This is a genomic window from Acinetobacter sp. C15, from assembly GCF_013420645.1.
GTDB lineage: Bacteria > Pseudomonadota > Gammaproteobacteria > Pseudomonadales > Moraxellaceae > Acinetobacter > Acinetobacter indicus.
This window is the reverse complement of sequence record NZ_VOXR01000035.1, coordinates 1-22,862: the sequence shown is the minus strand read 5'-3', so window position 1 is coordinate 22,862 and position 22,862 is coordinate 1. Positions and strand designations below refer to the sequence as shown.

General features: G+C 45.8%; 21 protein-coding genes and 2 pseudogenes. 13 read left to right on the top strand and 10 right to left on the bottom strand.

Going from position 1 to position 22,862, the window contains the following annotated elements; all coding sequences use genetic code 11:
• Positions 1–84: 84 nt before the first annotated feature.
• From FTT63_RS15785 to FTT63_RS11945, 5 genes are all read left to right on the top strand, one after another.
• On the top strand, positions 85–483 hold the full coding sequence (locus FTT63_RS15785) for a hypothetical protein (protein ID WP_227554650.1): 399 nt from the start codon (positions 85–87) through the stop codon (positions 481–483).
• A gap of 127 nt (positions 484–610) precedes the next feature.
• Positions 611–1,096: an urease accessory protein UreE gene (gene ureE / locus FTT63_RS11960; RefSeq protein ID WP_180192342.1), complete on the top strand. Its 486-nt coding sequence runs from the start codon at positions 611–613 to the stop codon at positions 1,094–1,096.
• Positions 1,083–1,748 carry an urease accessory protein UreF gene (locus FTT63_RS11955; RefSeq protein WP_163170290.1) on the top strand — a complete coding sequence of 222 codons (666 nt, stop codon included), beginning with the start codon at positions 1,083–1,085 and terminating at the stop codon, positions 1,746–1,748. Before ureE ends, FTT63_RS11955 begins: the two co-directional genes overlap by 14 nt.
• 188 nt (positions 1,749–1,936) lie before the next feature.
• Positions 1,937–2,551: an urease accessory protein UreG gene (gene ureG, locus FTT63_RS11950; RefSeq protein WP_005179298.1), complete on the top strand. Its 615-nt coding sequence runs from the start codon at positions 1,937–1,939 to the stop codon at positions 2,549–2,551.
• Positions 2,552–2,889: 338 nt separating this feature from the next.
• Complete coding sequence (locus FTT63_RS11945) at positions 2,890–3,321, top strand: hypothetical protein (protein ID WP_163141522.1); 432 nt, start codon at positions 2,890–2,892, stop codon at positions 3,319–3,321.
• 51 nt (positions 3,322–3,372) lie between these two features.
• Here the strand turns inward: FTT63_RS11945 and rsmD are convergent, their stop codons facing one another.
• Together rsmD and mrdA are read right to left on the bottom strand one after the other, a co-directional pair.
• A complete protein-coding gene (gene rsmD, locus FTT63_RS11940; RefSeq protein ID WP_045796353.1) occupies positions 3,373–3,927 on the bottom strand; it encodes a 16S rRNA (guanine(966)-N(2))-methyltransferase RsmD in 555 nt (184 codons plus the stop codon).
• A 3-nt stretch (positions 3,928–3,930) separates the two neighbouring features.
• Positions 3,931–5,943 carry a penicillin-binding protein 2 gene (mrdA, locus tag FTT63_RS11935; RefSeq protein ID WP_127800652.1) on the bottom strand — a complete coding sequence of 671 codons (2,013 nt, stop codon included), beginning with the start codon at positions 5,941–5,943 and terminating at the stop codon, positions 3,931–3,933.
• Between the two features lie 239 nt (positions 5,944–6,182).
• On the opposite strand from mrdA, the gene FTT63_RS11930 reads away from it, so the two are divergent.
• The 4 genes from FTT63_RS11930 to FTT63_RS11915 all read left to right on the top strand — a co-directional run bounded on the left by FTT63_RS11930 (position 6,183) and on the right by FTT63_RS11915 (position 9,117).
• Entirely contained in the window at positions 6,183–6,701 is a 519-nt protein-coding gene (locus FTT63_RS11930; protein WP_104484164.1) for a hypothetical protein, read from the top strand.
• A gap of 62 nt (positions 6,702–6,763) precedes the next feature.
• Positions 6,764–8,080, top strand: coding sequence for a hypothetical protein (locus tag FTT63_RS11925; protein WP_005179289.1), 1,317 nt, complete (start codon positions 6,764–6,766; stop codon positions 8,078–8,080).
• A gap of 82 nt (positions 8,081–8,162) precedes the next feature.
• Complete coding sequence (adk, locus tag FTT63_RS11920; RefSeq protein WP_005179287.1) at positions 8,163–8,822, top strand: adenylate kinase; 660 nt, start codon at positions 8,163–8,165, stop codon at positions 8,820–8,822.
• 88 nt (positions 8,823–8,910) lie between these two features.
• Positions 8,911–9,117: a hypothetical protein gene (locus tag FTT63_RS11915; RefSeq protein ID WP_168416757.1), complete on the top strand. Its 207-nt coding sequence runs from the start codon at positions 8,911–8,913 to the stop codon at positions 9,115–9,117.
• 94 nt (positions 9,118–9,211) lie between these two features.
• Here FTT63_RS11915 and nth read toward each other — a convergent pair whose 3' ends face one another.
• Complete coding sequence (nth, locus tag FTT63_RS11910; protein WP_180192341.1) at positions 9,212–9,922, bottom strand: endonuclease III; 711 nt, start codon at positions 9,920–9,922, stop codon at positions 9,212–9,214.
• A 3-nt stretch (positions 9,923–9,925) separates the two neighbouring features.
• Entirely contained in the window at positions 9,926–10,723 is a 798-nt protein-coding gene (locus FTT63_RS11905; protein WP_104470011.1) for an RnfABCDGE type electron transport complex subunit B, read from the bottom strand.
• 341 nt (positions 10,724–11,064) lie between these two features.
• Here FTT63_RS11905 and gdhA point away from each other — a divergent pair, with 341 nt between their 5' ends.
• Complete coding sequence (gene gdhA / locus FTT63_RS11900) at positions 11,065–12,408, top strand: NADP-specific glutamate dehydrogenase (RefSeq protein ID WP_075167691.1); 1,344 nt, start codon at positions 11,065–11,067, stop codon at positions 12,406–12,408.
• Positions 12,409–12,486: 78 nt separating this feature from the next.
• Here gdhA and FTT63_RS11895 read toward each other — a convergent pair whose 3' ends face one another.
• The 3 genes from FTT63_RS11895 to rlmH form a co-directional block, all read right to left on the bottom strand.
• Positions 12,487–13,248, bottom strand: coding sequence for an META and DUF4377 domain-containing protein (locus FTT63_RS11895; RefSeq protein ID WP_180192340.1), 762 nt, complete (start codon positions 13,246–13,248; stop codon positions 12,487–12,489).
• Positions 13,249–13,403: 155 nt separating this feature from the next.
• The gene (locus FTT63_RS11890) at positions 13,404–14,180 is read right to left on the bottom strand and encodes a dioxygenase (RefSeq protein WP_087662515.1); all 777 of its coding nucleotides are present in this window, start codon (positions 14,178–14,180) and stop codon (positions 13,404–13,406) included.
• Positions 14,181–14,292: 112 nt separating this feature from the next.
• On the bottom strand, positions 14,293–14,775 hold the full coding sequence (rlmH, locus tag FTT63_RS11885; protein WP_005179274.1) for a 23S rRNA (pseudouridine(1915)-N(3))-methyltransferase RlmH: 483 nt from the start codon (positions 14,773–14,775) through the stop codon (positions 14,293–14,295).
• 152 nt (positions 14,776–14,927) lie between these two features.
• Between rlmH and FTT63_RS11880 the strand changes: the two genes are divergently transcribed.
• Positions 14,928–15,890 (top strand): M28 family peptidase, encoded by a 963-nt coding sequence (locus tag FTT63_RS11880; protein WP_180192339.1) that lies wholly within the window; start codon positions 14,928–14,930, stop codon positions 15,888–15,890.
• Between the two features lie 236 nt (positions 15,891–16,126).
• On the opposite strand, the gene lon is transcribed toward FTT63_RS11880, so the two are convergent.
• Both lon and FTT63_RS11870 read right to left on the bottom strand, forming a co-directional pair.
• On the bottom strand, positions 16,127–18,553 hold the full coding sequence (lon, locus tag FTT63_RS11875; protein ID WP_016659256.1) for an endopeptidase La: 2,427 nt from the start codon (positions 18,551–18,553) through the stop codon (positions 16,127–16,129).
• A gap of 126 nt (positions 18,554–18,679) precedes the next feature.
• Positions 18,680–19,288, bottom strand: a complete 609-nt coding sequence (locus tag FTT63_RS11870) for a 5-formyltetrahydrofolate cyclo-ligase (protein WP_152342620.1) — start codon at positions 19,286–19,288, stop codon at positions 18,680–18,682.
• A 274-nt stretch (positions 19,289–19,562) separates the two neighbouring features.
• On the opposite strand from FTT63_RS11870, the pseudogene FTT63_RS11865 reads away from it, so the two are divergent.
• Both FTT63_RS11865 and FTT63_RS11860 read left to right on the top strand, forming a co-directional pair.
• Positions 19,563–20,813, top strand: a pseudogene (locus FTT63_RS11865) (YncE family protein).
• A gap of 97 nt (positions 20,814–20,910) precedes the next feature.
• Positions 20,911–21,408 (top strand): hypothetical protein, encoded by a 498-nt coding sequence (locus tag FTT63_RS11860; RefSeq protein ID WP_152342441.1) that lies wholly within the window; start codon positions 20,911–20,913, stop codon positions 21,406–21,408.
• A gap of 70 nt (positions 21,409–21,478) precedes the next feature.
• Here the strand turns inward: FTT63_RS11860 and FTT63_RS11855 are convergent.
• Positions 21,479–22,717: pseudogene (locus tag FTT63_RS11855) on the bottom strand (IS256 family transposase).
• Positions 22,718–22,862 lie beyond the last annotated feature (145 nt).

Genomic DNA, 22,862 nt, shown 5'->3' with positions numbered 1-22,862 from the left:
CACCAGTGAGGGGTTGTCCTGACTGTAATTGTTTTAAAGCTGCTTCGAAATCAAAGTTGTTTGCCATGATGTGTCATTTCCTGTTTGATTCAGTTTATTGAAATGACACAGATTTTTGAACACTACCTATTTTCTTTTTTGGGATTTCTAATAAAAGGTGAGGATATTCTAAAGTACCTGTTATATGTAATGTTCCCTGTTTCAACATTTATGCTGATTATTCTGTATTTTGTAAGAGTGAGTTTACAGCACGTCCGTTCTGTACAATCTCAAATGATGCAGCTTGAACTACGAATGACACTTTGTCAGTTTATTCATAACTATGCTGAAGATTCAGAAAAACTACATAAGAAAAATGCAGCAGGCTTTGAGAAATTTGAAAATATTATCTTTTCACCCCTTGTATCATCAGATGACAAAATCCCAACCACATTTGATGGTATGGAACAACTTGCTAAATTAGTGAGTGAATTTAGGAAGTAAACGCACCAATAAAACTCATAATTGGCATAAAAAATGCTTACTTTTGATGCGTAAATTTACAGAGGTTTTGCTTTGAAATTGAAAAACATAAGCCAAAGCAAAACATCTTCGTGACAAAAGGAACAGCATGAACATCTACACTCAACGAATAGAACACATTTCAGAGGGAAGCACTTTTGAAACTGTCGAACTCAGCTTCGACACCCGCCAAAAGAGCCGATTTCGTGCAACATTAAAATCAGGTGCCGATATTGGTGCTGACCTGCCGCGTACCGGCATTTTGCGTAGCGGCTCATTTATTGCCACTGAACAAGGCGATTTACTTCGGGTCGATGCCAAACCTGAGCACCTGATGCGAGTGGTCGCCCAAACCGATTTTGATTTATTGAAAGCTGCCTATCACTTAGGCAACCGCCATGTACCATTGATGCTCACGCCAACTGCACTGTATTTTGAACCAGATCATGTGCTGGCCGAAATGGTCATTGGACTGGGCCTGACTGTGAATGAAGTCAAGCATCCTTTTGAACCGGAAAGCGGGGCATACGCACAGCACAGTCATGATCATCGTTTAAGCCCGATCAAGGCCATTCACGCCCATGCCCATCACTAATGCAGTGCAACTGCTCAAGCTGCTGACCTTGTCTTCGACAGCATTACCGGTCGGAGCGTATTGCTATTCGCAAGGGGTAGAAAGTGCGATTGATCAGGGCCTGATTCAAGATGAAAGCAGTAGCATCGCCTACTTTGAAGAAGTCTTGGAGATGCTACTGGTACGTTTTGAACTACCGGTCTTAAAACGGCTGATGCAATTTTATGATGATGACACACAGTTTGATTATTGGGCGCAGATTTATCGTGCCAGTCGGGAAAGCCGTGAACTTTTAGCGGAGTCACAACAGCTGGCATTTTCTCTTAATGCATGGATTAAAGATGTGCTGGAAATGCCAGTGATGGTGAAAAAACAGCTGGGTTTTGTACCGGTTTATGCCCAGCTCTGCGGCCAGTTGGGTTTAAACGAAGCAGATGTATTAACCGCTTATACCTTTACTGTGCTGGAAAATCAGGTGCTGGCAGCTGTGAAAACCGTTCCGCTCGGGCAGATGAGTGGACAACGGATTTTATGGCATTTACATGAGCAGGTTCCAGCAGCCATCGAAAAAGCATTAATGCTGGAAGATGAGCAGCTCAGTAGCGCCTTACCCAATTACGCCATGCTGAGTATGGCGCATGAAACCCAGTATTCACGCTTATTCCGTTCTTAAAGTCTTCCTTTTTAAAGGGGGATTGAGAGGGCGTAAAAATTTAATCAATATTTCCTCTCTCTGGGAGAGGGAAATCACCTCACCTTAGCGCAGTATTGCTGCTCATCTCCTAAGGGGAGAGGGAACACAAGATTCCTCCTCTCCCTATGGGAGAGAGTTGGGAGAGGGAAAATAAAAGGAAAATCAACATGACAGAACGTTCTCCATTACGTGTCGGCATCGGTGGTCCAGTCGGTTCAGGTAAAACTGCACTTACTCTCAATTTATGTCAGGCCTTGCGCCAGCGCTATAACATGGCGGTGGTCACCAATGATATTTATACCAAGGAAGATTCCAACTTCCTTACCCGCAACGAAGCCATGAGCCCAGACCGGATTGTCGGTGTGGAAACCGGTGGCTGTCCGCACACTGCCATCCGTGAAGATGCTTCGATTAACCTGGCAGCCATTGACGACTTGTGCGAAAAGTTTGATGGTCTGGAACTGATTATTATTGAAAGTGGTGGCGATAACTTGGCGGCGACCTTTAGCCCGGAATTATCCGATCTGACCTTATATGTGATTGATGTGGCCGGTGGTGAAAAAATTCCACGTAAAGGTGGGCCGGGCATTACCAAATCCGATTTGCTGATTATCAACAAAACCGATTTAGCTCCGATGGTCGGCGCCAGTCTGGAAGTGATGGATCAGGATGCCAAGCGCATGCGTGGTGATAAACCGTTTTTATTTTCTAACATGAAAACCAAAGATGGTTTGGAGCAAATTATTGAGTTTATTGAAAAGCAGGGCCTGTTTAAAAACTAAATAGCCTAAGTAATATCACCAATTCTCCCTGATTCTAAAAAGATGGCTACGGCTGTCTTTTTTCTTTTGTGCATTTAACATTTGTGCTGCTTGAATATCGAATCAAAAGCCCATCTATCTTAAGTTATTTCTATATCTATATTTAAATATTAGATTGGGCAGGGCAGATAAAACCTTAACTGGACAGAAACTCGGCCAGTCTTTTCTTTTATCCACCAGAAAAATAGCCAAGATATGGATGAAATGTGAACTTGTACATACAGGAACGCAACAAAAAATTGCCAGTAAATTCATGCCGATTGCTGAAAATGCAGCCATCTGAACAGGGGGTAAATTGCATGAAAAAGCTGGCTTTTGTGTCGCTGGTGGCTGTGGCGCTTACCGGGTGTGTGGTCACGCCGTATGAGAGTGGTCCACGACATAGCGTCTATACCGGATATGATCGAGGCTATTCAACTTATCCATATACCGTGTCGCGTTGGGAACATGAACGCCGTCCGGTGTATATTCAGCAGCGTCCATCGGTTAAGCCGGTAAATCGTCCACATGCTCAACGTCCGCATGAGCAAAAACCGGGTCAGGCCAACCGTCCTGCACATAAACCGACACAGAGTAAACCTGCACAAAGCAAACCAGTAAAGCCAAATCGTCCGGTGGCCAACAAGCCTCCCGTAAAGAAGCCACAGGCGAGTAATCCAGCTAAGGCCAAACCCGTCACGGCTTTGCCGCCGACTTCTGGGGTGCAGCGTCCATTACGACCGGGCGTATAAATCAAAAAGGATTCCATCTGGAATCTTTTTTTATAACCGTTCAATCAAACGTTAAAGTGATTTCTGATACAGTCCGGCGCGGACTGTACCGGCTTTGGTTTCCTTGATTTGCTGCCAGGAGGCCGGCAGTTTTAGCTGGTTTAGATCACGGTCGGCTTCGACATAAATCAGGCCTTTATCCTGAATTAATGGATCAGCCAGTTGTGCCAGCTGTTCCCATAAATCCAGGCTATAAGGCGGATCAAGAAACACCAGATCATAGCTGTCTTTCAGACTGGCCAGCGCCTGCTGTGCAGTACTGATTTTTAACTGGGCCCGGGCTTTGGTGACTTTTAACAGTTCTAGGTTCTGGGTCAGGAACTGGGCTTGAGTGCGGTCCGGTTCAATCATGGTGACCTGTGCAGCACCACGTGATAGCGCTTCAAAGGAAAGCGCCCCCGAGCCGGCACACAGGTCCAGCACTTTGGCATTTTGCACATCCCACATCAGCCAGTTAAACAGGGTTTCACGCACCCGGTCCGGCGTCGGGCGTAAACCGTCAATACTGGCAAAGGCCAACTGGCGACGTTTCCAGTCTCCACCAATAATTCGTAGCTGGTTTTTCATGGTTTAGTCACTCTCTATTGTGGCAGATGGGGCAGCGGCCGGTGTTGCTGGCGCAGATGCAGCAGTATCCTGAGCCGGAGTGGTGGTGCTACGAGCACCTTCGGCACTTGGCAGTTCACTTGGCTTTAAACCGGCGGTCATCAGGCCACCACTAATTTGGGCCGCAGATGGGCGAATCGGATTCTTGTCTTTGTTGAGTAGCCAGTAATCCAGAATTGGACGGGCCAGGGCAGTGGCAGCACTCCCACCACGGCCATTTTCCAGAATCACCGCAATGGCAATTTCAGGTTTTTCTGCCGGAGCGAAGCCGACAAATAAACCGTGGTCAAGCTGACGGTCGGTGAGCAGCGCTTCATTATAGCGTTTGCCCTGCGCAATACTTTTGACCTGCGCGGTCCCGGTTTTTCCGGCAATTGAATATTGCAGGCCGCTTTTAATGCCTTTACCGGTGCCTGATTGAATGACATCCACCATGGCATCGCGCATTTTAATCCAGTCTTCATCGGTCCCGTTAAATTCAATGCGGCCATTGGTACCATTATGCACCTTAAATGGCCGTGCACCGCGGCTTTCACGCAGCACGTGTGGCGTGACTTTAAAGCCCTGGTTGGCGGTAATGGCCGTAGCCATGGCCAGTTGTAATGGCGTCGCGGTAAAGGCACCCTGACCAATACTGACCGAAATGGTCTCACCGCGCATCCATTTGGCATTGCGGGTACGCATCTTCCATTCCGGACTTGGATATAGGCCGGTGCTTTCACTTGGTAAATCGACACCAGTGCGCTCACTAAAACCAAACTGGCGCATCCAGTCATTCATCTTTTCAATGCCCATCCGGTAGGATAGTACATAGAAATAGGTATCACAGGACACCACCTGAGCGGTGTGCATGTTGACAATGCCATGCCCCGATTTTTTATGGTCACGGAAGCGGTGGCTGTCGCCTGGTAAGGTGAAATAGCCATAATCCTGAATCGCAGTGCTCCAGTCGACCAGACCATAATGAATCCCGCCTAGACCAAACATCGGCTTAATGGTCGAGCCGGGCGGATAGACTCCTTGCACGGCACGGTTATACAGCGGCTGGTCAATATTGTCGCGCAGGGCAGCATAATTGGTATGGCTGATGCCGGTGACAAAGAGGTTCGGGTTAAAGCTGGGGCTCGACACCAGCGCCAGAATTTCCCCGGTACGTGGATCGAGCGCGACAATCGCACCACGGCGGCCAGCCAGCTGTTCAGAGGCCACCACTTGTAAGCCATAATCTAAGGACAGGTATAGATCATTACCGCGAACCGGATCTTTACGGCCCAAGTGACGCAGCACATTACCGTGTGCATCTGCCTCGACCGATTCATTGCCCGGTACGCCATGCAGTAAATGTTCGTATGATTTTTCTACGCCAATTTTACCAATCAGGTTGGTGCCGGCGTAGGCATCTTTATCAATCTCTTTCAGCTCTTTGTCATTGATCCGGCCCACATAACCAATCACATGCGCAAACAGCTCACCATGTGGATAGTAACGGGTCATCTGGGTTTCAATATTCACCCCGGGAAACTGGAATTTTACTTCACTGAAACGGGCAATATCGGTTTCGTTCAGATTCAGTTTAATGGAGACCCGTTCAGTTTTACGCGCGGTTTTAATCCGGCTCTGGAAGCGTTCAATATCTTCTTCAGTCAGTTCCAGAATCGGGGTCAGCCGTTCGATGGTGGCATCAATATCTTCCACATCGGCACGGCTTAAGGTCGCGGTAAAGACCGGATAGTTATCGGCCAGCAGCACCCCATTACGGTCATAGATATAACCGCGTGCGGGCGCTAAGGGTTGCAGGCGAATCCGGTTTTTGTCAGATGCGGTGGCAAACTCATCAAAGCTGCTGATTTGCAGATAGGCATAACGCACCACCAGCAGCAGTAAAAAGAAACTGACCAGCCCGATAGAGATGAATACCCGATTGCGAAAAATGCGCTTTTCTTGCTGAACGTTTTTTAAAGGAAAGTGCTGTTTCATATGCAATCGGCTTAAACAGATCAAGGAGATGAGAATAGGGCTGTTATTCTAGCCGATAACACAGCGCTTTGCGTATGCCTGCATGACCGATTCGACACAAATAATGTGATTTAGGTTTTTGACTTTTGCGACAATAAAAAGATCGGCTGCTGTATATAAGAATCTGGGTAAATCTGCTACAGTCAAAAAAATAAAACAGGATTGTTTTACAATTAGAATTAAGGAACTTGGTGAAAATAATGAAAAAAGTATATTCCTTAGTGGCATGTATTGCGCTGTGCAATGTGGCCTATGCCGAAGAATCTTCTTTTTTCCCACAGGCAAAATTGACCGGGGAAGATACAAAAACCTGGAATATCGGGGCAGGAATTACACAAAAATTACTTCATTTAAATGCAGAATGGGTCAATCCCTACGGCATTGCCTATGCCAAAGCCGGGGCATTTTTAAATGGGGATCATGAACCGGGTGGACAAATTGGCTTTCGCTTGCCATATCATTTCACCGGTAAAGATAAAAATGGTTATTATATCGGAGCTTATGCGGGTCATCTTGAATCCAAAGTGGTCGACCAGAAAGAGAAAGCACGTCTGGGCGCTGGTGTAGATCTTGCTTATGTCTTGCTGAGCCGTGAACGGATCAGTACCTTTAGTGTGGGGATTGGTGCAGGTGAAAAACTGGAAGATCGGGCCGGTCGGGTGATTGCAGAAACCGAGCCAAAACTACAATTTTCCTATACTTTAAGTGTGGGTTTATAGCCAGAATAGCGAGTTAAATGCTTTTAGAATCCGGTAATTAGAAATAAATATGGAAAATATGCATGCTTGAGTACATCAATCAGTTGTGGCAAACCTTTTTGAATCGCCCGGATTTTTGGGCTGTGCTCAGCATTATCCCTGTCACCGCTTTTGTGACCTGGGCCCACGTGTGGATGGCACTGAAAATGGTGTTCTATCCCATTAATTTCTGGGGCTTTCATTTGGGGCCATTGCCGGTGGGCTGGCAGGGGATTGTGCCGAGAAAGGCCGGGCGTATTTCAGGCATTATTACCGACAATACCTTGTCTAAACTGGGCTCATTGCGCGAATTTCTGGATGCCATGGACCCGGAAGATATGGCACGGATTATTGGCGAGCAGGTCGGTTTTGAGCTGGAGCATTTAATTGATGAGGTGATGATCGACCGCAATGCTGTGCTGTGGGAAAACCTGCCCTATTCAATTAAGCGCCGCATTTATGCCCAGGCACATAAACAGCTGCCTGCGGTGCTGCGTGAACTGGTCACTGAACTGACTTTGAATGTCGAGTCACTGGTCGATATGCGCGAAATGGTGGTACGCCAGATGGAAGGTGACCGCCGTTTAATGGTGCGCATGTTCCTGAAAGTGGGCCAGAAAGAAATTAACTTTATCTGGCATATCAGTGCGTTAATCGGGATGTTCTTTGGTATATTCCAGATGATTGTCTGGTTTATTGTGCCGTGGCACTGGACCGTACCATTCTGGGCCGCCATCTGGGGCTTTTTAACCAACTGGATTGCGATCTGGATGGTGTTCAACCCGATTGAACCGCATTATGTGAAGTATCCACAATTTTTTACGCGAACACAGAGTCGCAAATTTCCGTGGATTAAACCTGTTATTCCGCGCATTGGCACCTATAATGTTCAGGGTGCCTTTATGAAGCGCCAGGAAGAGGTGTCTGATGTATTTGCCAGTGTGGTCACCGAAGATTTAATTACTTTAAAATCCATTATGACCGAAATGATGTATGGCAGTAAAAAAGACAAGACCCGTCGGATTGTTAAACGCCATATTAATGAAATTATGGAAACCCCACTGGTCAGAACCTCTTTACAATTGTCTTTAGGGCCAAAAGAATACGCAAAACTCAAGACAGACTTGATCGATCGCTCAATTGAAATTACGATGGTGCCTGTATGCGACCCAGCCTTTAATGCGAGCCGTGCACAGAAAATCTATCAAATGTTTAGAGAACGTATTCTTGAACTTACACCAAGAGAGTTTCAAAATTTATTGCGTCCTGCCTTTCAGGAAGATGAATGGATCTTGATTGTATTGGGAGGGGTAACCGGTTTTATTGCTGGTTTAATACATTTGTTTGTCGCTTTCTTATAATTGGATGCTGGACAGCATGTCGAACCTGAGTTCGTCATGAACAAAGTGTCATGTACATTGTTAAAAATGAGGATGTTTTTTTATGCGCATTATCTTACTCGGACCACCTGGAGCAGGTAAAGGTACACAAGCTCAGTTGATCTGTAAGCGCTACAATATCCCACAAATTTCAACCGGTGATATGCTCCGTGCTGCGATTCGTGAAGGTACTGAATTAGGTCTACAGGCTAAAAACGTAATGGAAAGCGGTGGTCTGGTTTCAGATGAATTGATCATCGGTTTAGTGAAAGAGCGTATTGCTCAACCTGATTGTGCCAATGGCTGCATTTTTGATGGTTTCCCGCGTACTATTCCACAAGCGGAAGCGCTGGAAAAAGAAGGTATCAACATTGATCACGTGATTGAAATTGATGTACCGGACGAAGAAATCGTACAGCGTCTGTCTGGTCGCCGTCAGCACCCGGCTTCTGGTCGTGTTTATCACATCGTTTACAATCCGCCAAAAGTGGAAGGTAAAGATGATGAAACGGGTGAAGATCTGGTACAACGTCCAGATGACCAGGAAGAAACCATTCGTAAGCGTTTAGCGTCTTACCACACTGAAACTGAGCAGCTGGTTGGTTTCTACCAAGGCCGCGCAGCGACAGGTGAAAATGCACCGACGTATGACAAACTTAACGGTCTGCGTCCAATTGAAGACGTACAAGCGGATCTGTTTGCAATTTTAGATCAGGCAAAATAATCATCCGCTGATTGTTTTGACTTTAAGGGAGTCCTCGGTCATAGTAGGGCTCCTTTTTTATTTGCGTGCGTATAAGGAAACTGCCTCGGTGAAAATTGGTATGTTAATTTTAATGGTGCTGTTCCTGGCCATGTTGGTGGGTCTGTTTTATATCAGCTATAAAATGCTGCTAAAAGTGCGTCAGCAAGAACGTGCTGAAAATGCCAACCAGCCACAGCAACGTCAATTGCATCCTAAATTGCAGGCGCAATTAGAGCAGCAGAAAAAAGCGCAAGATAAAGACGCACAAGACTAAGCGGCTTTTGGTCGCCCGGCTTAGGTCGGCATTATTGAATGATCTACCTCGAATATGCAGCGCAGGTCATCTTCAAGTATAAAAAAAGCTGAATTCAGGATTCAGCTTCAATATTTTTGACTGCAATCTGGCGCGCAGCTCCAAACTCAAACCGGTCTGGCCAGTTACAGACATCGGCCACTACACATTCATGACATTTAGGCTTGCGAGCAATGCAACAATAGCGGCCATGCAGAATCAGCCAGTGGTGCGCATCAACGATAAATTCTTTGGGAATCACCTTCACCAGACGGTGTTCCACTTCCAGCACATTTTTACCCACGGCTAAACCGGTCCGGTTGCCGACACGGAAAATATGGGTATCAACTGCCATGGTCGGTTGACCAAACGCCGTGTTCAGCACCACATTGGCTGTTTTACGCCCCACACCCGGTAAGGCTTCCAGATCGGCCCGATTTGCCGGTACCTGACTGTTATGCTTTTCAATCAGGATTTTACAGGCCTTAATCACATTTTCCGCTTTGGAATTATATAGGCCAATGGTCTTGATATAGTCCTTTAGCCCATCAACCCCCAGTGCATAAATCGCTTCCGGAGTATTCGCTACTGGAAATAACTTATCTGTGGCTTTGTTCACGCTGACGTCGGTGGCCTGCGCCGATAAGGTCACTGCCACCAGCAATTCAAACGGTGAGGAGAAATTCAGTTCGGTGGTTGGATGCGGACGCTGTTCACGCAAGCGCTCAAAAAAGGTATAGACCTGCTTTCGGGTCAAGTTTTTTACCGGTTTGACTGCGCTGCTCATGAATTAGGCCTCTCCCTGTAAGTGCTGTAATTGTTGCTGAAGCTGCGCCAGTTGCGCGCGCTTGTTGGCATCTTCACGCACACTCAGCTGTTTTTCTAATTTTTTGATCTGGGTTCTGAGCTTGGCCAGCTCAATGGTGGTTTTGGCATCGTGGGTGACAGCCGGATGATCGGCTTTTTCAACCATCTGGATTTCAGGCACTGCATCGGTCTGCTGCGAGAACTGGGCGAACAGCGCGGTATCAATCTCAGCACGCACCACGGGCCCTTTACGGTGCAGGCGGCGCAGCTCTTCACGCTGAATGTGCGCATAATAGCGCTGGCGTAAATCCTTCTGCTCGCTCATCCGTTCCGCGTCTGTGGGTACGGGTTTAACATCTTCGACCAGATCAATACAGTCCACCGGGCAGGGTGGAATACACAGTTCACAGCCGGTACACAGGTCGGTCAGAATGCTGTGCATCAGTTTGCCGGAACCTAAAATGGCATCGACCGGGCAGGCATTAATACATTTGGTACAGCCAATACATTCATCTTCACGAATCACCGCTTTCATACGCTGCGGACGGCCATCGGACTGAATGGGCCAGACACTGGCTTCGGCGGTTAAGCGTTCTCTGCCCAGCAGTTTGGCCAGCGCATCGGCAACCGGTTGACCGCCCGGTACACATTTATTGGCGGCTTCACCTTCGGCAATCGACTTTGCATAGGGTAAACATCCATCCCGATGTCCACATAAACCGCATTGGGTTTGAGGAAGCAGGGCATCAATATTCTGGATGAGAGCAATTTGCGAATTCATGTAAAAACCACGGCTGCGAAGGGCGCAGAGAAAGCGAACAATAAACCTGAGCCGCAGATTCTAGCATGTTTTCAAGCATTAAGCTTGTGTACAAAGTTGGACCATAATCTGCTTTATTTTTGGGCAAAATGGTCAATTTTAAATACATATTTGCTTACAAAAAATGGAATAATTTTTCAATTTTGATCAATCTAATTTATTGAAAATATGGATTAAATAAAGTTTTTTGAAAAAAACTATTGTAGATTGTTAACAAAAGATATTTAATATTTTGCGCCAAAATAAATCATTGATTGAAATTTTGCCCAATTTTGATCCAACATTCTGCTGAGGATTAAGCGTTGAAATATAACAGCCTTAACGATTTCCTAGATTACGTTAAAATACGTGATGCCTATCAACCAGAGTTTCTACAAGCAGTAGAAGAGGTGATGACCAGCCTGTGGCCATTCATTGAAAAGAATCCTCAATACGCTGCACATGGTCTGTTAGAGCGTTTAGTCGAGCCAGAACGTGCGATCCAGTTCCGCGTTTCCTGGGTAGATGATCAGGGTCAAACTCATGTGAACCGTGCGTTCCGTGTTCAATACAACTCGGCAATTGGTCCATTCAAAGGTGGTATGCGTTTCCACCCGTCAGTGAACCTGTCTATCCTGAAATTCTTAGGTTTTGAACAGACTTTCAAAAATGCCTTAACTACTTTGCCAATGGGCGGCGGTAAAGGCGGTTCAGACTTTGACCCTAAAGGTAAATCTGAAGGCGAAATCATGCGTTTCTGCCAGGCGTTAATGATCGAGCTTTATCGTCATTTAGGTTCAGATACAGATATCCCGGCGGGTGATATTGGTGTAGGTGGCCGTGAAGTTGGCTATATGGCCGGTATGATGAAAAAGCTGAGCAATGACACTTCATGTGTGTTCACGGGCAAAGGCTTAACATTCGGTGGTTCTTTGGCACGTCCAGAAGCAACAGGTTACGGTACAGTTTATTTCGCTGAGGAAATGCTGAAAACTCGTGGCGACAGCTTCAAAGACAAAGTCGTAGCAATCTCTGGTTCAGGTAACGTCGCGCAATACGCTGCTGAAAAAGCCATGTTCCTGGGCGCGAAAGTGGTTTCACTGTCTGACTCTAACGGTACTGTGTATGTGAAAGATGGTTTCACAGACGAATTGCTGAAAGAAGTGATGGATCTGAAAAACATCAAACGTGGCCGTATCTCTGAATTTGCGTCTAAACACGGTTTTGAATACTTGGAAGGCAAACGTCCTTGGGGTATCAAGTGTGACATCGCGCTGCCATGTGCAACTCAAAACGAGTTAAACGGTGAAGATGCTGAGGTATTACTGGCTAACGGTGCAATCTGTGTGGCTGAAGGTGCCAACATGCCGTCTACTTTAGACGCAGTTGAGAAATTCGTTGAGGCGAAAATTCTGTATGCACCAGGTAAAGCATCAAATGCTGGTGGTGTAGCGACTTCTGGTCTGGAAATGTCTCAAAACGCATTACGTTTGGGCTGGACGTTTGAAGAAGTAGATGAGCGTTTACACGCAATCATGAAAGAAATTCACCGTAACTGCGTGAAATACGGTACTCAGGAAGATGGTACTGTTAACTACGTAGACGGCGCAAACATTGCAGGCTTCGTAAAAGTTGCTGATGCAATGCTGGCTCAAGGAGTATACTAAGTTTTAACTGCGTATAAGCTGAAAAAACCGAGGCACTGACCTCGGTTTTTTTTATGGGTTATTTTTTAAGATCTGCTGTTAATTGATCCGGCCAGTTTCAACCGTCATATCGTGTACATAGGCATATTTGGATTGATCAGCCGCCGGGTTTTTCAGTTCATAACGCTTGACCCGAATAATCTGGCGTTCATTCGGATTGTGCTGAAAGCCTTCAATTTGGTCATAGAATAAAATCCAGTCCTGATCAACTTGGGTTTTCAGACCCTGTTCATTGTATTTGACTTCGCGTACCTGCAAGCAGGTTTGTGGAGCAACGCCGGTACAGGCTTTGGTTTCCGGGGAAATTTCCAGGAAGATGGTTTCACCGGCCGACTGGTATTTGGTTTCCGGCGTCATTTTGCCCTGAAAAGTATGTTGCTGGCCATCTGCAGCGGTCAAGATTAAGCTCGGTTGTTGCGTATTTTTCATGTCCAGCTGCACGCTGACAGGTTTTTGGAACAGGGCAGCAGCAAAACGTTCCTGCTGCATGGCGCTGGCTTCACAGGCCATTTCGGTACTGATTAACATACCCACCTGTAACTGGTTGTTGTTAATCTGCCAGTTACCACCCATCTGGTTACAGCTGGTGCCAATACTTAAACGGCCATTGTCATTAAAATTCAGGGTCAGGGGTTTGGCTGCACCGGTATCTAAAGACCATTGGTAAGCGCTGACAATCTTATCGGTATTTTGTTGTTGTAATACAGACACTGCAAGATCTCCCGCACGTTGCAGATCACTACTCTGGCAAGCGGCCAAGCTTAAAGGGAAAAGTAAAATGGCTAAATATTTGAGTTTCATTTTATAAATAAAGCACTTATCGGAAATTCATCAGAATATAACCGATTTGCTATTTAAAAAAATGGATACATTTGCACTTTTCCGGTTGCAAAATGTATCCATAAGTAATTTTTTGTTAATAAATAAGAAAAAGTTATGTTTGGTCGCGCTAGATTTTAGTCAAAACGGTAAATATCCATACCCAGTGCACCCATGGTAAAACTGCTATGCACAATACTAAAACGATGACCGGTGCCCATGCTAAAAAACAGGGGTGCCAGATGTTCGATAGTGGGATGGTTGCGATTGACATACGGAATGGTCGGCCAGTCCAGTACCGCATCATAGTCCTGATGTGCCAGTTTGCTGACCACATAATTACGGAAGGTCGAAGCCCATTCTGGCACCACGCTGTGCTGGTTGTCCCAAGATAGCTCTCTTAAATTGTGGGTAATACTACCTGAACCAATCAGCAGAATTTGGCGTTCTCGTAACACCGCCAAGGTCTGGCCAATTTTGTACAGATCTGCAGCTTGCAGATGCATCGGCAACGACACTTCAATTACCGGAATGTCGGCTTCAGGATACATATGCAGCAAAGGCATCCATACCCCATGATCGCGCGGGCGGGTGCTGTTGGCATGCGCATTAAAACCGGCATTGGCCAGTAGCTGTAATACTTCTTCGGCCAGCTCAGGTTGTCCCGGTGCCGGATAGCGAATCTGGTACAGCTCTTCCGGGAAGCCGCGGAAATCATGCCAGGTTTCTGGACGAATACCGGTGTTGACTTCAAGACTGCGACTTTCCCAATGCGCCGACATCACCACAATCGCCTGCGGTTTGGGCAGGTTGGTGCTTAAACGGGCAAGCGCCGGCCCGACCTGTTCAGGATTGAGCGCGAGCATAGGCGAACCATGCGATATAAATAAGCCGGGAAGGGTCTGTAAATTCATAATGAAAGCCTATGTCACGATTCTGATCCTATCATGTCAAAGCGACATGCTTTATTAAACCGGGTCGGGTTCAACAGAATGTTCTAAATACGAAACAATGGGTAGGGTTTTCTTAACCCGCCCGATGATAAGGATGATTATGGTTAATGCTCATGGCCCGGTACAGCTGTTCAATCAGCATCACTCGCACCAGTGGATGCGGAAGGGTCAGTTTAGATAAAGACCAGTGCCATGCTGCAGCTTTACGTACTGCTTCCGAATGACCATCCGGGCCGCCAATCGCCAAGGCAATATCATTGCCTTCCAGCATCCAGCCTTTCATGGTTTCAGCCAGTTTTTCGGTGCTGAATTCACGTCCACCCACTTCTAGTGCAATCAGGGTTTCATTGGCTTTCAGGGCATTTAAGATGCTGTCACCTTCAATCTGCCGGTATTTTAAAATATCGGCTTCTGAATCATTTTTGCCGCGTTTGGCCATCGGCAATTCAATAATCTGGGTTTGTACAAAAGGCTGTATACGTTTGAAATAATCTTCAAAACCAGTCAGTACCCAAGCCGGCATTTTTTGACCAATGGTCAGAATACGAATTTTCATAATAAAACAGGCAAGAAAATGAAAAGTAATTATAACCTTGAAAGCCGCTTGTGCAGGAGAAAAGACACAATTTGAAATTGTAATCTGTATGCTGCTGTTGCTTTAATGAGCCACAGGACAATAAAACCTGCTTTTGTATGGAACAATAATAAATGTGGTTATTTCAACAGATTAAAAACGGTTTAGGGATATTGGGTTGTACTTTGCTGCTGGGCTGGATGCAGCCGCTATCCGCCGCCATTTCATTATATGAACCGGCTGATCCGCAAAATTTGAAAGTCTATTTGCAGCAGATTATCGGGCCGCCGGGCGTGTACCGTAATCATAAAAATATTGAAGAATTGAACCGGGTTTCGGCCTGGATTAAAGAGCAGATGCGTTTATTCGGCATTCCATGCCAGTACCAGACTTATCCGGTGAATGGAAAAAGTTATCGCAATGTGGTCTGTCATTTAAAAGTGGGCCGTTCAGATCGGGTGATTTTAGGTGCGCATTATGATGTGCATGGCAACCAGAAGGGCGCTGATGACAATGCTTCCGGTGTGGCCGGATTAATTGAAATAGCGCGTATTTTAAGCCAGGAAAAAACCAAGCTGCCGCATAATGTCGAGTTTGTTTTTTATACCCTGCAAGAAGCACCGTATTATCAGACCGAGTTTATGGGCAGTCAGGTACATGCCAAATCTATTCTGGCCGAAAAAGAGCATATTCAGGCAGTCTATGTGCTGGAAATGATTGGCTACTATGATTCGCGTTTAATCCAGCAGTATCCGATGGGGTTAAAATGGATTTATCCAAGTCATGGCAATTATATTGCCGCGATCAGTAATTTTCAGTCCAATGCGCTGGGTGAGCAATACTGTCAGCAGATGCGCCTGTTAGATAAATTGCAGTGTGAACGGCTGGTGATGCCGGCGTTTGTCAGTGCAGCCGGGTTTTCGGATCATCGCAGTTATTGGCAGCATGATATTCCAGCACTGCTGATTACCGATACTTCGCATTATCGTAATCCGAATTATCATACCGAAAAGGGTACGCTGGATACTTTAAATGTCACCAAAATGGGCCAGGTGATTGATGGGCTGATTCATCAACTGCTCGGGGCAACGCCATAAGCGGCCATAAAAAACGCAGCCCTGAAATAGAGTAGGACTGCGGTCAAACAGGCCATTCATCTGGAGTTTGAATGGCCATACGATGAGCAGGAATAAAGAAAGAAACTTACAGCAATATGCTCTGTATTATTATAGATGGAGATGAACGGAAATTTTTCAAGTGGAACATTTCATCACCCGAAAACAACAAAAGAGAGCCGAAGCTCTCTTTTGTGGAGAAGATATGAAGGCACCACTTAGTGACGTGCAGCCTTACCTTCTTCTACCGGTTTTACAATCGGCGCTTTCACCAGTGGTTTTGGCATTGAGGTTAATGCCAGCGGTAAAATCTCATCAATGGATTTCACTGCTTTAATTTCCAGACCGTCTTTGACGTTATCCGGAATTTCCGCCAGGTCACGGACGTTTTCCTGTGGAATAAACACCAGTTTAATACCACCACGGTGTGCGGCTAACAGTTTCTCTTTCAAGCCACCAATGCGCATAGCACGACCACGCAAGCTGGTTTCACCGGTCATGGCAATATCCGGACGGATTGGAATACCGGTAAAGGCTGATACCAGCGCGGTAGTTAGCGCCAGACCTGCCGATGGACCATCTTTTGGTGTTGCACCTTCAGGTAAATGCACGTGTACATCAGTTTCAGCAAAGACTGAAGATTCAATGCCTAAAGAGTCGGCACGGGTACGCACTACTGTCATGGCTGCTTTAATCGACTCCTGCATGACATCACCGAGTGAACCGGTGGTAATGAAAGTACCTTTGCCTTTCATGGTCGCCACTTCAATGGTCAGTAATTCACCGCCCACAGAGGTCCAGGCCAAGCCATTCACGCGACCCACTTCTGCTTCTTCTTCCGCCATGCCGAAGTCGAATTTGTGTGGACCCAAGTAGTCTGGCAAGTTGCCCGCGTTGACCTCAACCTGCAGGTTTTTGGCTTTTTTGCTGACCGCTTCTTTGACCACTTTACGTGCAATTTTAGAGACTTCACGTTCCAGGCTACGCACACCGGCTTCACGGGTATAACGACGTACAATGTCACGAATCGCTTCTTCATGTACGGTCAGTTCTTTGCCACGTAAACCGTTATTCTTGATGGCTTTTGGCACCAGGTAACGATCGGCGATATTCACTTTTTCTTCTTCGGTATAACCCGGAAGACGAATCACTTCCATACGATCCAGAAGTGCTTCAGGAATATTCATGCTGTTGGCGGTACAGATAAACATCACTTCAGACAGGTCCAGGTCCAGATCTAAATAGTGATCATTGAACTTGTTGTTTTGTGATGGATCGAGTACTTCCAGCATCGCCGAGGCAGGATCGCCACGGTAGTCTTGCGCCATCTTGTCAATTTCGTCGAGCAGGAACAGCGGGTTCTTGACGCCAACTTTGGTTAAAGACTGCACAATTTTACCCGGCATTGCACCAATATAGGTACGACGGTGACCACGGATTTCCGCTTCATCACGGACCCCGCCTAGCGCCATGCGCACAAATTCACGGCCAGTGGCTTTGGCAATTGATTCACCTAAAGAGGTTTTACCAACACCCGGAGGACCCACCAGACACAGAATCGGGCCACGCAGTTTTTTCACGCGTGATTGAACTGCCAGATATTCCACAATGCGTTCTTTGACTTCGTCCAGACCATAGTGATCGGCATCCAGAATTTCCTGCGCTTTATTCAGGTTGATGCTGACTTTGCTGGCCTTGTTCCACGGCGTATCCAGAATTACTTCAAGATAGTTACGGACCACCGCCGCTTCACTCGACGCCGGTTGCATGGCTTTTAACTTGCGCAGTTCAGATTCGGCTTTTTTACGCACGTGTTCTGGTAAATCAGCTTCGGCCAAACGTTTTTCAATTTCCGCAACGTCATCTTCCGCACCGCCATTCATATCGGAAAGTTCGCGCTGAATGACTTTCATTTTTTCATTCAGGAAGTATTCGCGCTGGTTTTTTTCCATCTGGCGTTTGACAGAATCATGCAGGGTTTGCTCAATCTGCTGTTCTTCAGACTGTTGCAGCAAATAGGTCATGAGTTCCTGTAAATGTGCTTCAAACTCGTCGTGTTCCAGGAATTTCTGTTTCACTTCGATATTCAGTGGAACGCGGGTCGCCACAAAAAACAGCAATTGCAGCAGGTCATCAATTTTGTTGACCGCAGCAATCAGTTCACGCGCATTACGTAATTTTGCTTCGGCATATTGTGCAAACAGGGCACGCAATTCGAGCACACGTGTGGCCTGAACCTCACTGTCTACCGCAACCGTCATTGGGCTTAACTGATGTTCTGCTTTTAGATGGTCCTCTTCTTCGATAATTTCGACCAGCTTCGAGCGATGTAGACCTTCAATCAGGACTTTGATGCAGTTCTCATCATTTTCGTGATTCACAACTTGCACAATCTTCGCGACAGTACCGTATTGATATAAATTGTCGTGATCAATTTCTTCTGTAAGCGAATCTTTTTGCGCAACTACAAATACTAGATTGTCACTGTTACGAGCCACATCAACTGCATTGATCGATTTTTCACGACCTACAAATAGCGCAATTTGCATGTGCGGATAAACCACCACGTCACGTAGCGCTAAAAGCGGTAATACACTTGGAACCTGAGGCTCTAAGGTTTGTTCATTCATAATAATTTCAGACATGGGCACTCCTAATGAGTGACAACGGTGTTGCCATGTTTTTTATAGTGATGGGTAATTTAAAAATTACAAGGGCCGAAGTCTATAAATTGTTGGAAATTTAGCTAAGTTGATGATTTTAATTCATTGTTAATGATTATAAATCGCAAACTTGCGCTGAAAAGAATACTGGAAATGTGGACTGATCAGGGCATCTAACGGCTGATCCCAGGCCTCACGCGCCAAAGGGACATCCACAATCTGGAAATCATGACACAGCCCGACCCGCAGCGGTGTGGTCGGGGCGCTGGCCAGCGTTTTATCATAATAGCCGCCGCCCATCCCAATCCGGGTTCCGTGCCGGTCACAGGCCAGTAAAGGCATCAAGAGCAGATCAAGTTCGGAGACATGCTGGCCACGACTGGCCATCGGTTCCTGCATACCCAAACGATGGTAGGCAAAGCGTTTATTACGATATTGACCTTGCTGGATACGCACCCAGACCAGCCGGTCATTCATATTACAGATCATTGGTAAATACACCTGTTTACCTTGGGCAAAACAGAGTTCAATGATTTTAGTGGTATGAATTTCACCAAAGGCATGTAAATACACGCCAATTTTCTGAGCCTGTCGATACGCCGGCCAGGCGCGTAACCGCTGCAATACCTGCTGTTCAGTCTGACGCTGCTGAAAGCGGTTTAACTGGCGGCGTTGTTTGCGCAGCTGTTTACGGAGCTGGATCAGGTCGTGGGTCACAGAGCGGAGCATAAAAATGAGTGGTGCCCGCAGTTTAATCCTTTCTGCATGACTTGCAAAGGGAGCAGGACCGTTACAGATTTTCACTAATAAGATGTATTGCAAAAACCGGAGCTTATTGATGCTCAATTTGCAAGATCAAATGGGCTTCCGTCGGATTTTACAGCAAGCGGATAGATTTCTAGGGCCTGTTGTCTTTATGCTGATGCAGTGTTGATACGTGAGTATGACAAGAACAAATTAAAAATGAACACATGGTTAGGAAAACAATAACATGGACTATAAAAATACCCTGCGTAAATATCTGCTGCCGGCCGTTTGTGCTGTCACGGCACTCAGCGCTAGCGTTGCTCAGGCAGCCTCTACAGAAATGCCTGCACCGGCCAATTCCAAACAGGTTTTCTTTGTGGGCAATAACTGGGATGGAACGGTCACAGTGATTCGTCCTTCCGGTGATTTTGGCAAAGTGGGCGTGGTCAATATGATTCCTGACCGCAAAGAACGCTTATTAGAAATTCATTTAAATCCAGTGAAATTAATTGCCTACACTTACATTCAACAAACTGCAGGTGAGGGCAATGACCAGTTGGTGGATGATATGTATTCCACCCCAGATGGACAATCCATTGTAGCTTCACGTCCAAGTTTTGCCGATGTGGTATCCATCAACATTAAAACGGGCAAAATTAATTGGCGTACGCCAGTCGAAGGTTTCCGTGCAGACCACATGGCGGTTTCACCAGATGGGTAGCGTGTTGCTGTGTCGGCATCGTCAGGTAATGTGGTGCATGTCTTAGATATTCATACAGGTAAAGAATTGGGGCGTTTTGCAACAGGGGATAAACCGCACGAAAATATTTACTTTGCAGGTGGAACGAAAATCTTAAACTCTGCGATTGGTAACGTAGAAACCTCAATGGATGCACAGTGGCAAGACTTCACCAAAGGTAAGCGCTTTATTACCATTGCCGATGCCAACAATTATAAAGTTCTGAAAAAAATTGATTTCCGACCTGCTTTAGATGCCTTTGGACGTAAAGACCTGTCGAACTCGGTACGTCCGATGGTGTTCAGTAAAGATGAAAGCAAGCTCTATGCGCAGGTATCTTTCTTTAATGGTCTGGTCGAATATGATTTAAATCAGGACAAGATTACTCGCATCGCCCAGCTGCCGGGCAGTAGCACTATTCCTAAAGACCGGACCAAATGGGTCAATGACTCGCGCCATCATGGTTTATCCATTAGTGCCGATGGGGAAAAGCTCTGTGTAGCAGGCACCATGGATGACTATGCCACTATTGTGGACCGGCGCACCTTACAGGCCACTCAGCTCATTCCGGCCGGTAAACCGTATTGGGCAACCCGTAGTCCAGATGGAAAAAGCTGTGTGATTTCAGAAAGTGAAACCGATGTGGTCACGGTGATTGACTTCGCTACAGGAGAAAAAGTCCGCAGTGTGCCAGTGGGGAATCACCCACAGCGAGTACGTTTGGGTTATGCACCAAGCGATTGGTCGACGCCGTAATTTTTAAGCCGATCATAACAGGCAAAACATATTAAAGCGCTCAAGACGATATTTGAATTGAGCGCATTTTAGAATGGTTTACCTATGGAGCATGCACATGAAAGGGGCTCGATGGCTCGGTATTGGCTTTTTTGTTTTGGCTGTCGCGGTGTTGTTTACTGTGGTGTATATGTTTCAACCGCCGAATAAGACTGTTTCGGAAACAGTATGGATGAAACCGAACGCAGCTTCCACAGAGATAGAAACAACGCAAAGTCTATTTTCAGATGAATCTGAAAATGTAATTGAAACAAACGCTATGCTAGAGCGTGCTGCGGTATCTGCAGTTGAAATGCAGCAATTAATCCAGCAACGTGATCAGTTGTATTTAGGCTTTGAGCAAATTAGTACAGGGTTAAGCCAAGGGCAAAAACCTGATTTAAACCGTGTACAAAGTATGTTGCTACAGCAGGAACAGTTGGTACAAGCAGGCGTATTAAGAGCAGAAGATGCAATGAACTATAGCCAGTTCTTAAAGCAAATTTTACCTGAAATTGCAGGGCAAATTGATTTGCATATTTCGCGTTTAAAACGTCTGAACGTGGTGACAGGCTAAGCCCACAGATAAGCTTATGATCTGCTGTTATAAATACAGAGGATGTAAATAATTCTGTGTAAATACAGTTTTAAAAATACTTGGTTACACGCTCTTCAAACATGATACTAAAGCGATTCATAGCAGCTTTCCAATTCTGAATAGGCATCGTCCATTTTTTTGCTTGCTGCCATAATTGCTAAATATACCACCTTTTTCACGGAATCATCAGTTGGGAAGATTTTTCTTTTCTTGGTTGCATGGCGGATAACGCTGTTCAATGATTCAATCGCATTCGTCGTGTAAATCGCTTTGCGAATATCCATAGAGTAAGCGAAAAACGTGTTTAGATTCGACCAGTTGGCAAGCCATGACTTGCTGATTTGAGGATACTTCTCATCCCATTTTTGTCCAAATTCATCTAAAGCCTGTAAGGCTGCGTCTTCTGTAACAGCTTGATATATCTTTTTTAAATCGGCTGTGACAGCTTTGTAGTCTTTCCAACTCACATATTTAAGGTTGTTGCGTACCATGTGGATGATACACAACTGAATATGCGTATCAGGGTAAATTGTATTGATTGCATCAGGAAACCCTTTCAGTCCTGAGAAGCGCTGCTTCGCAAGGCAGGCAATCAGAATATCCTTTAAACCACGATTTTTCAGTTCTGTAAGGACTGAGAGCCAAAATTTAGAACCCTCGTTTTCTGACATCCACATACCTAATAAGTCTTTCTGTCCGTCTGTATTGACACCTAATGCCAGATACACCGCTTTGTTAATAATCGTACTATCTTGACGCACTTTCACGACGATACAATCCATATAGACAATAGGATAAAGGGCATCCAATGGTCGATTTTGCCATTCTATTACTTGTTCTTTAACTGCATCCGTTACTTTGGAAATAAGCGTTGGGGAGATGTTCGCATCGTACATTTCCTTGAATGTGGCAACAATATCTCGTGTCGTCATGCCTTTGGCGTATAGGGATAGGATTTGGCTATCCATTTGTGTGATACGCCTTGCGAAGCGCTGCTTCTCATCTTCTTGATCAGCTGGGGCTCAAAAGTGCCATCAAGATCTCTAGGCGTGTCTAGTTCAAATTCACCATCATCAGTAAATAGCCGCTTGGTTGTATAGCCATTACGTGTATTTTTGCCTATACGAGGGCTATTCTTCTCATAGCCTAAATGTTCAGTCAGTTCAGCATTGAGTGTAGTTTCAACGGTGAGTTTCTTTAGAGCTTTACTGAAATTATTCAGGTCAGCTTCTGTTTTTAAGTTCTTGGCAAATTCTTTTGCCAATGCCAGCATTGCTTCATCTTTCATGGTAAACACCTGTGTTGCCCGTTATTTAAAACCTACTCAAACCTACTCAATGTGGGTTTGATGTTTAATTCCTACTTCACCATCAAGAACCTAAAGCATTTGCTTTAGGGATTACCTCAATTCCATAGGCTGTCACGGTGTAACT

Excerpts from the sequence above, each read along its gene's own strand:
- ureE (WP_180192342.1), top strand. The coding sequence starts at position 611 with ATGAACATCTACACTCAACGAATAGAACACATTTCAGAGGGAAGCACT.
- FTT63_RS11955 (WP_163170290.1), top strand. The coding sequence starts at position 1,083 with ATGCCCATCACTAATGCAGTGCAACTGCTCAAGCTGCTGACCTTGTCT.
- ureG (WP_005179298.1), top strand. The coding sequence starts at position 1,937 with ATGACAGAACGTTCTCCATTACGTGTCGGCATCGGTGGTCCAGTCGGT.
- FTT63_RS11945 (WP_163141522.1), top strand. The coding sequence starts at position 2,890 with ATGAAAAAGCTGGCTTTTGTGTCGCTGGTGGCTGTGGCGCTTACCGGG.
- rsmD (WP_045796353.1), bottom strand. The coding sequence starts at position 3,927 with ATGAAAAACCAGCTACGAATTATTGGTGGAGACTGGAAACGTCGCCAG.
- mrdA (WP_127800652.1), bottom strand. The coding sequence starts at position 5,943 with ATGAAACAGCACTTTCCTTTAAAAAACGTTCAGCAAGAAAAGCGCATT.
- FTT63_RS11930 (WP_104484164.1), top strand. The coding sequence starts at position 6,183 with ATGAAAAAAGTATATTCCTTAGTGGCATGTATTGCGCTGTGCAATGTG.
- FTT63_RS11925 (WP_005179289.1), top strand. The coding sequence starts at position 6,764 with ATGCTTGAGTACATCAATCAGTTGTGGCAAACCTTTTTGAATCGCCCG.
- adk (WP_005179287.1), top strand. The coding sequence starts at position 8,163 with ATGCGCATTATCTTACTCGGACCACCTGGAGCAGGTAAAGGTACACAA.
- nth (WP_180192341.1), bottom strand. The coding sequence starts at position 9,922 with ATGAGCAGCGCAGTCAAACCGGTAAAAAACTTGACCCGAAAGCAGGTC.
- FTT63_RS11905 (WP_104470011.1), bottom strand. The coding sequence starts at position 10,723 with ATGAATTCGCAAATTGCTCTCATCCAGAATATTGATGCCCTGCTTCCT.
- FTT63_RS11895 (WP_180192340.1), bottom strand. The coding sequence starts at position 13,248 with ATGAAACTCAAATATTTAGCCATTTTACTTTTCCCTTTAAGCTTGGCC.
- FTT63_RS11890 (WP_087662515.1), bottom strand. The coding sequence starts at position 14,180 with ATGAATTTACAGACCCTTCCCGGCTTATTTATATCGCATGGTTCGCCT.
- rlmH (WP_005179274.1), bottom strand. The coding sequence starts at position 14,775 with ATGAAAATTCGTATTCTGACCATTGGTCAAAAAATGCCGGCTTGGGTA.
- FTT63_RS11880 (WP_180192339.1), top strand. The coding sequence starts at position 14,928 with ATGTGGTTATTTCAACAGATTAAAAACGGTTTAGGGATATTGGGTTGT.
- lon (WP_016659256.1), bottom strand. The coding sequence starts at position 18,553 with ATGTCTGAAATTATTATGAATGAACAAACCTTAGAGCCTCAGGTTCCA.
- FTT63_RS11860 (WP_152342441.1), top strand. The coding sequence starts at position 20,911 with ATGAAAGGGGCTCGATGGCTCGGTATTGGCTTTTTTGTTTTGGCTGTC.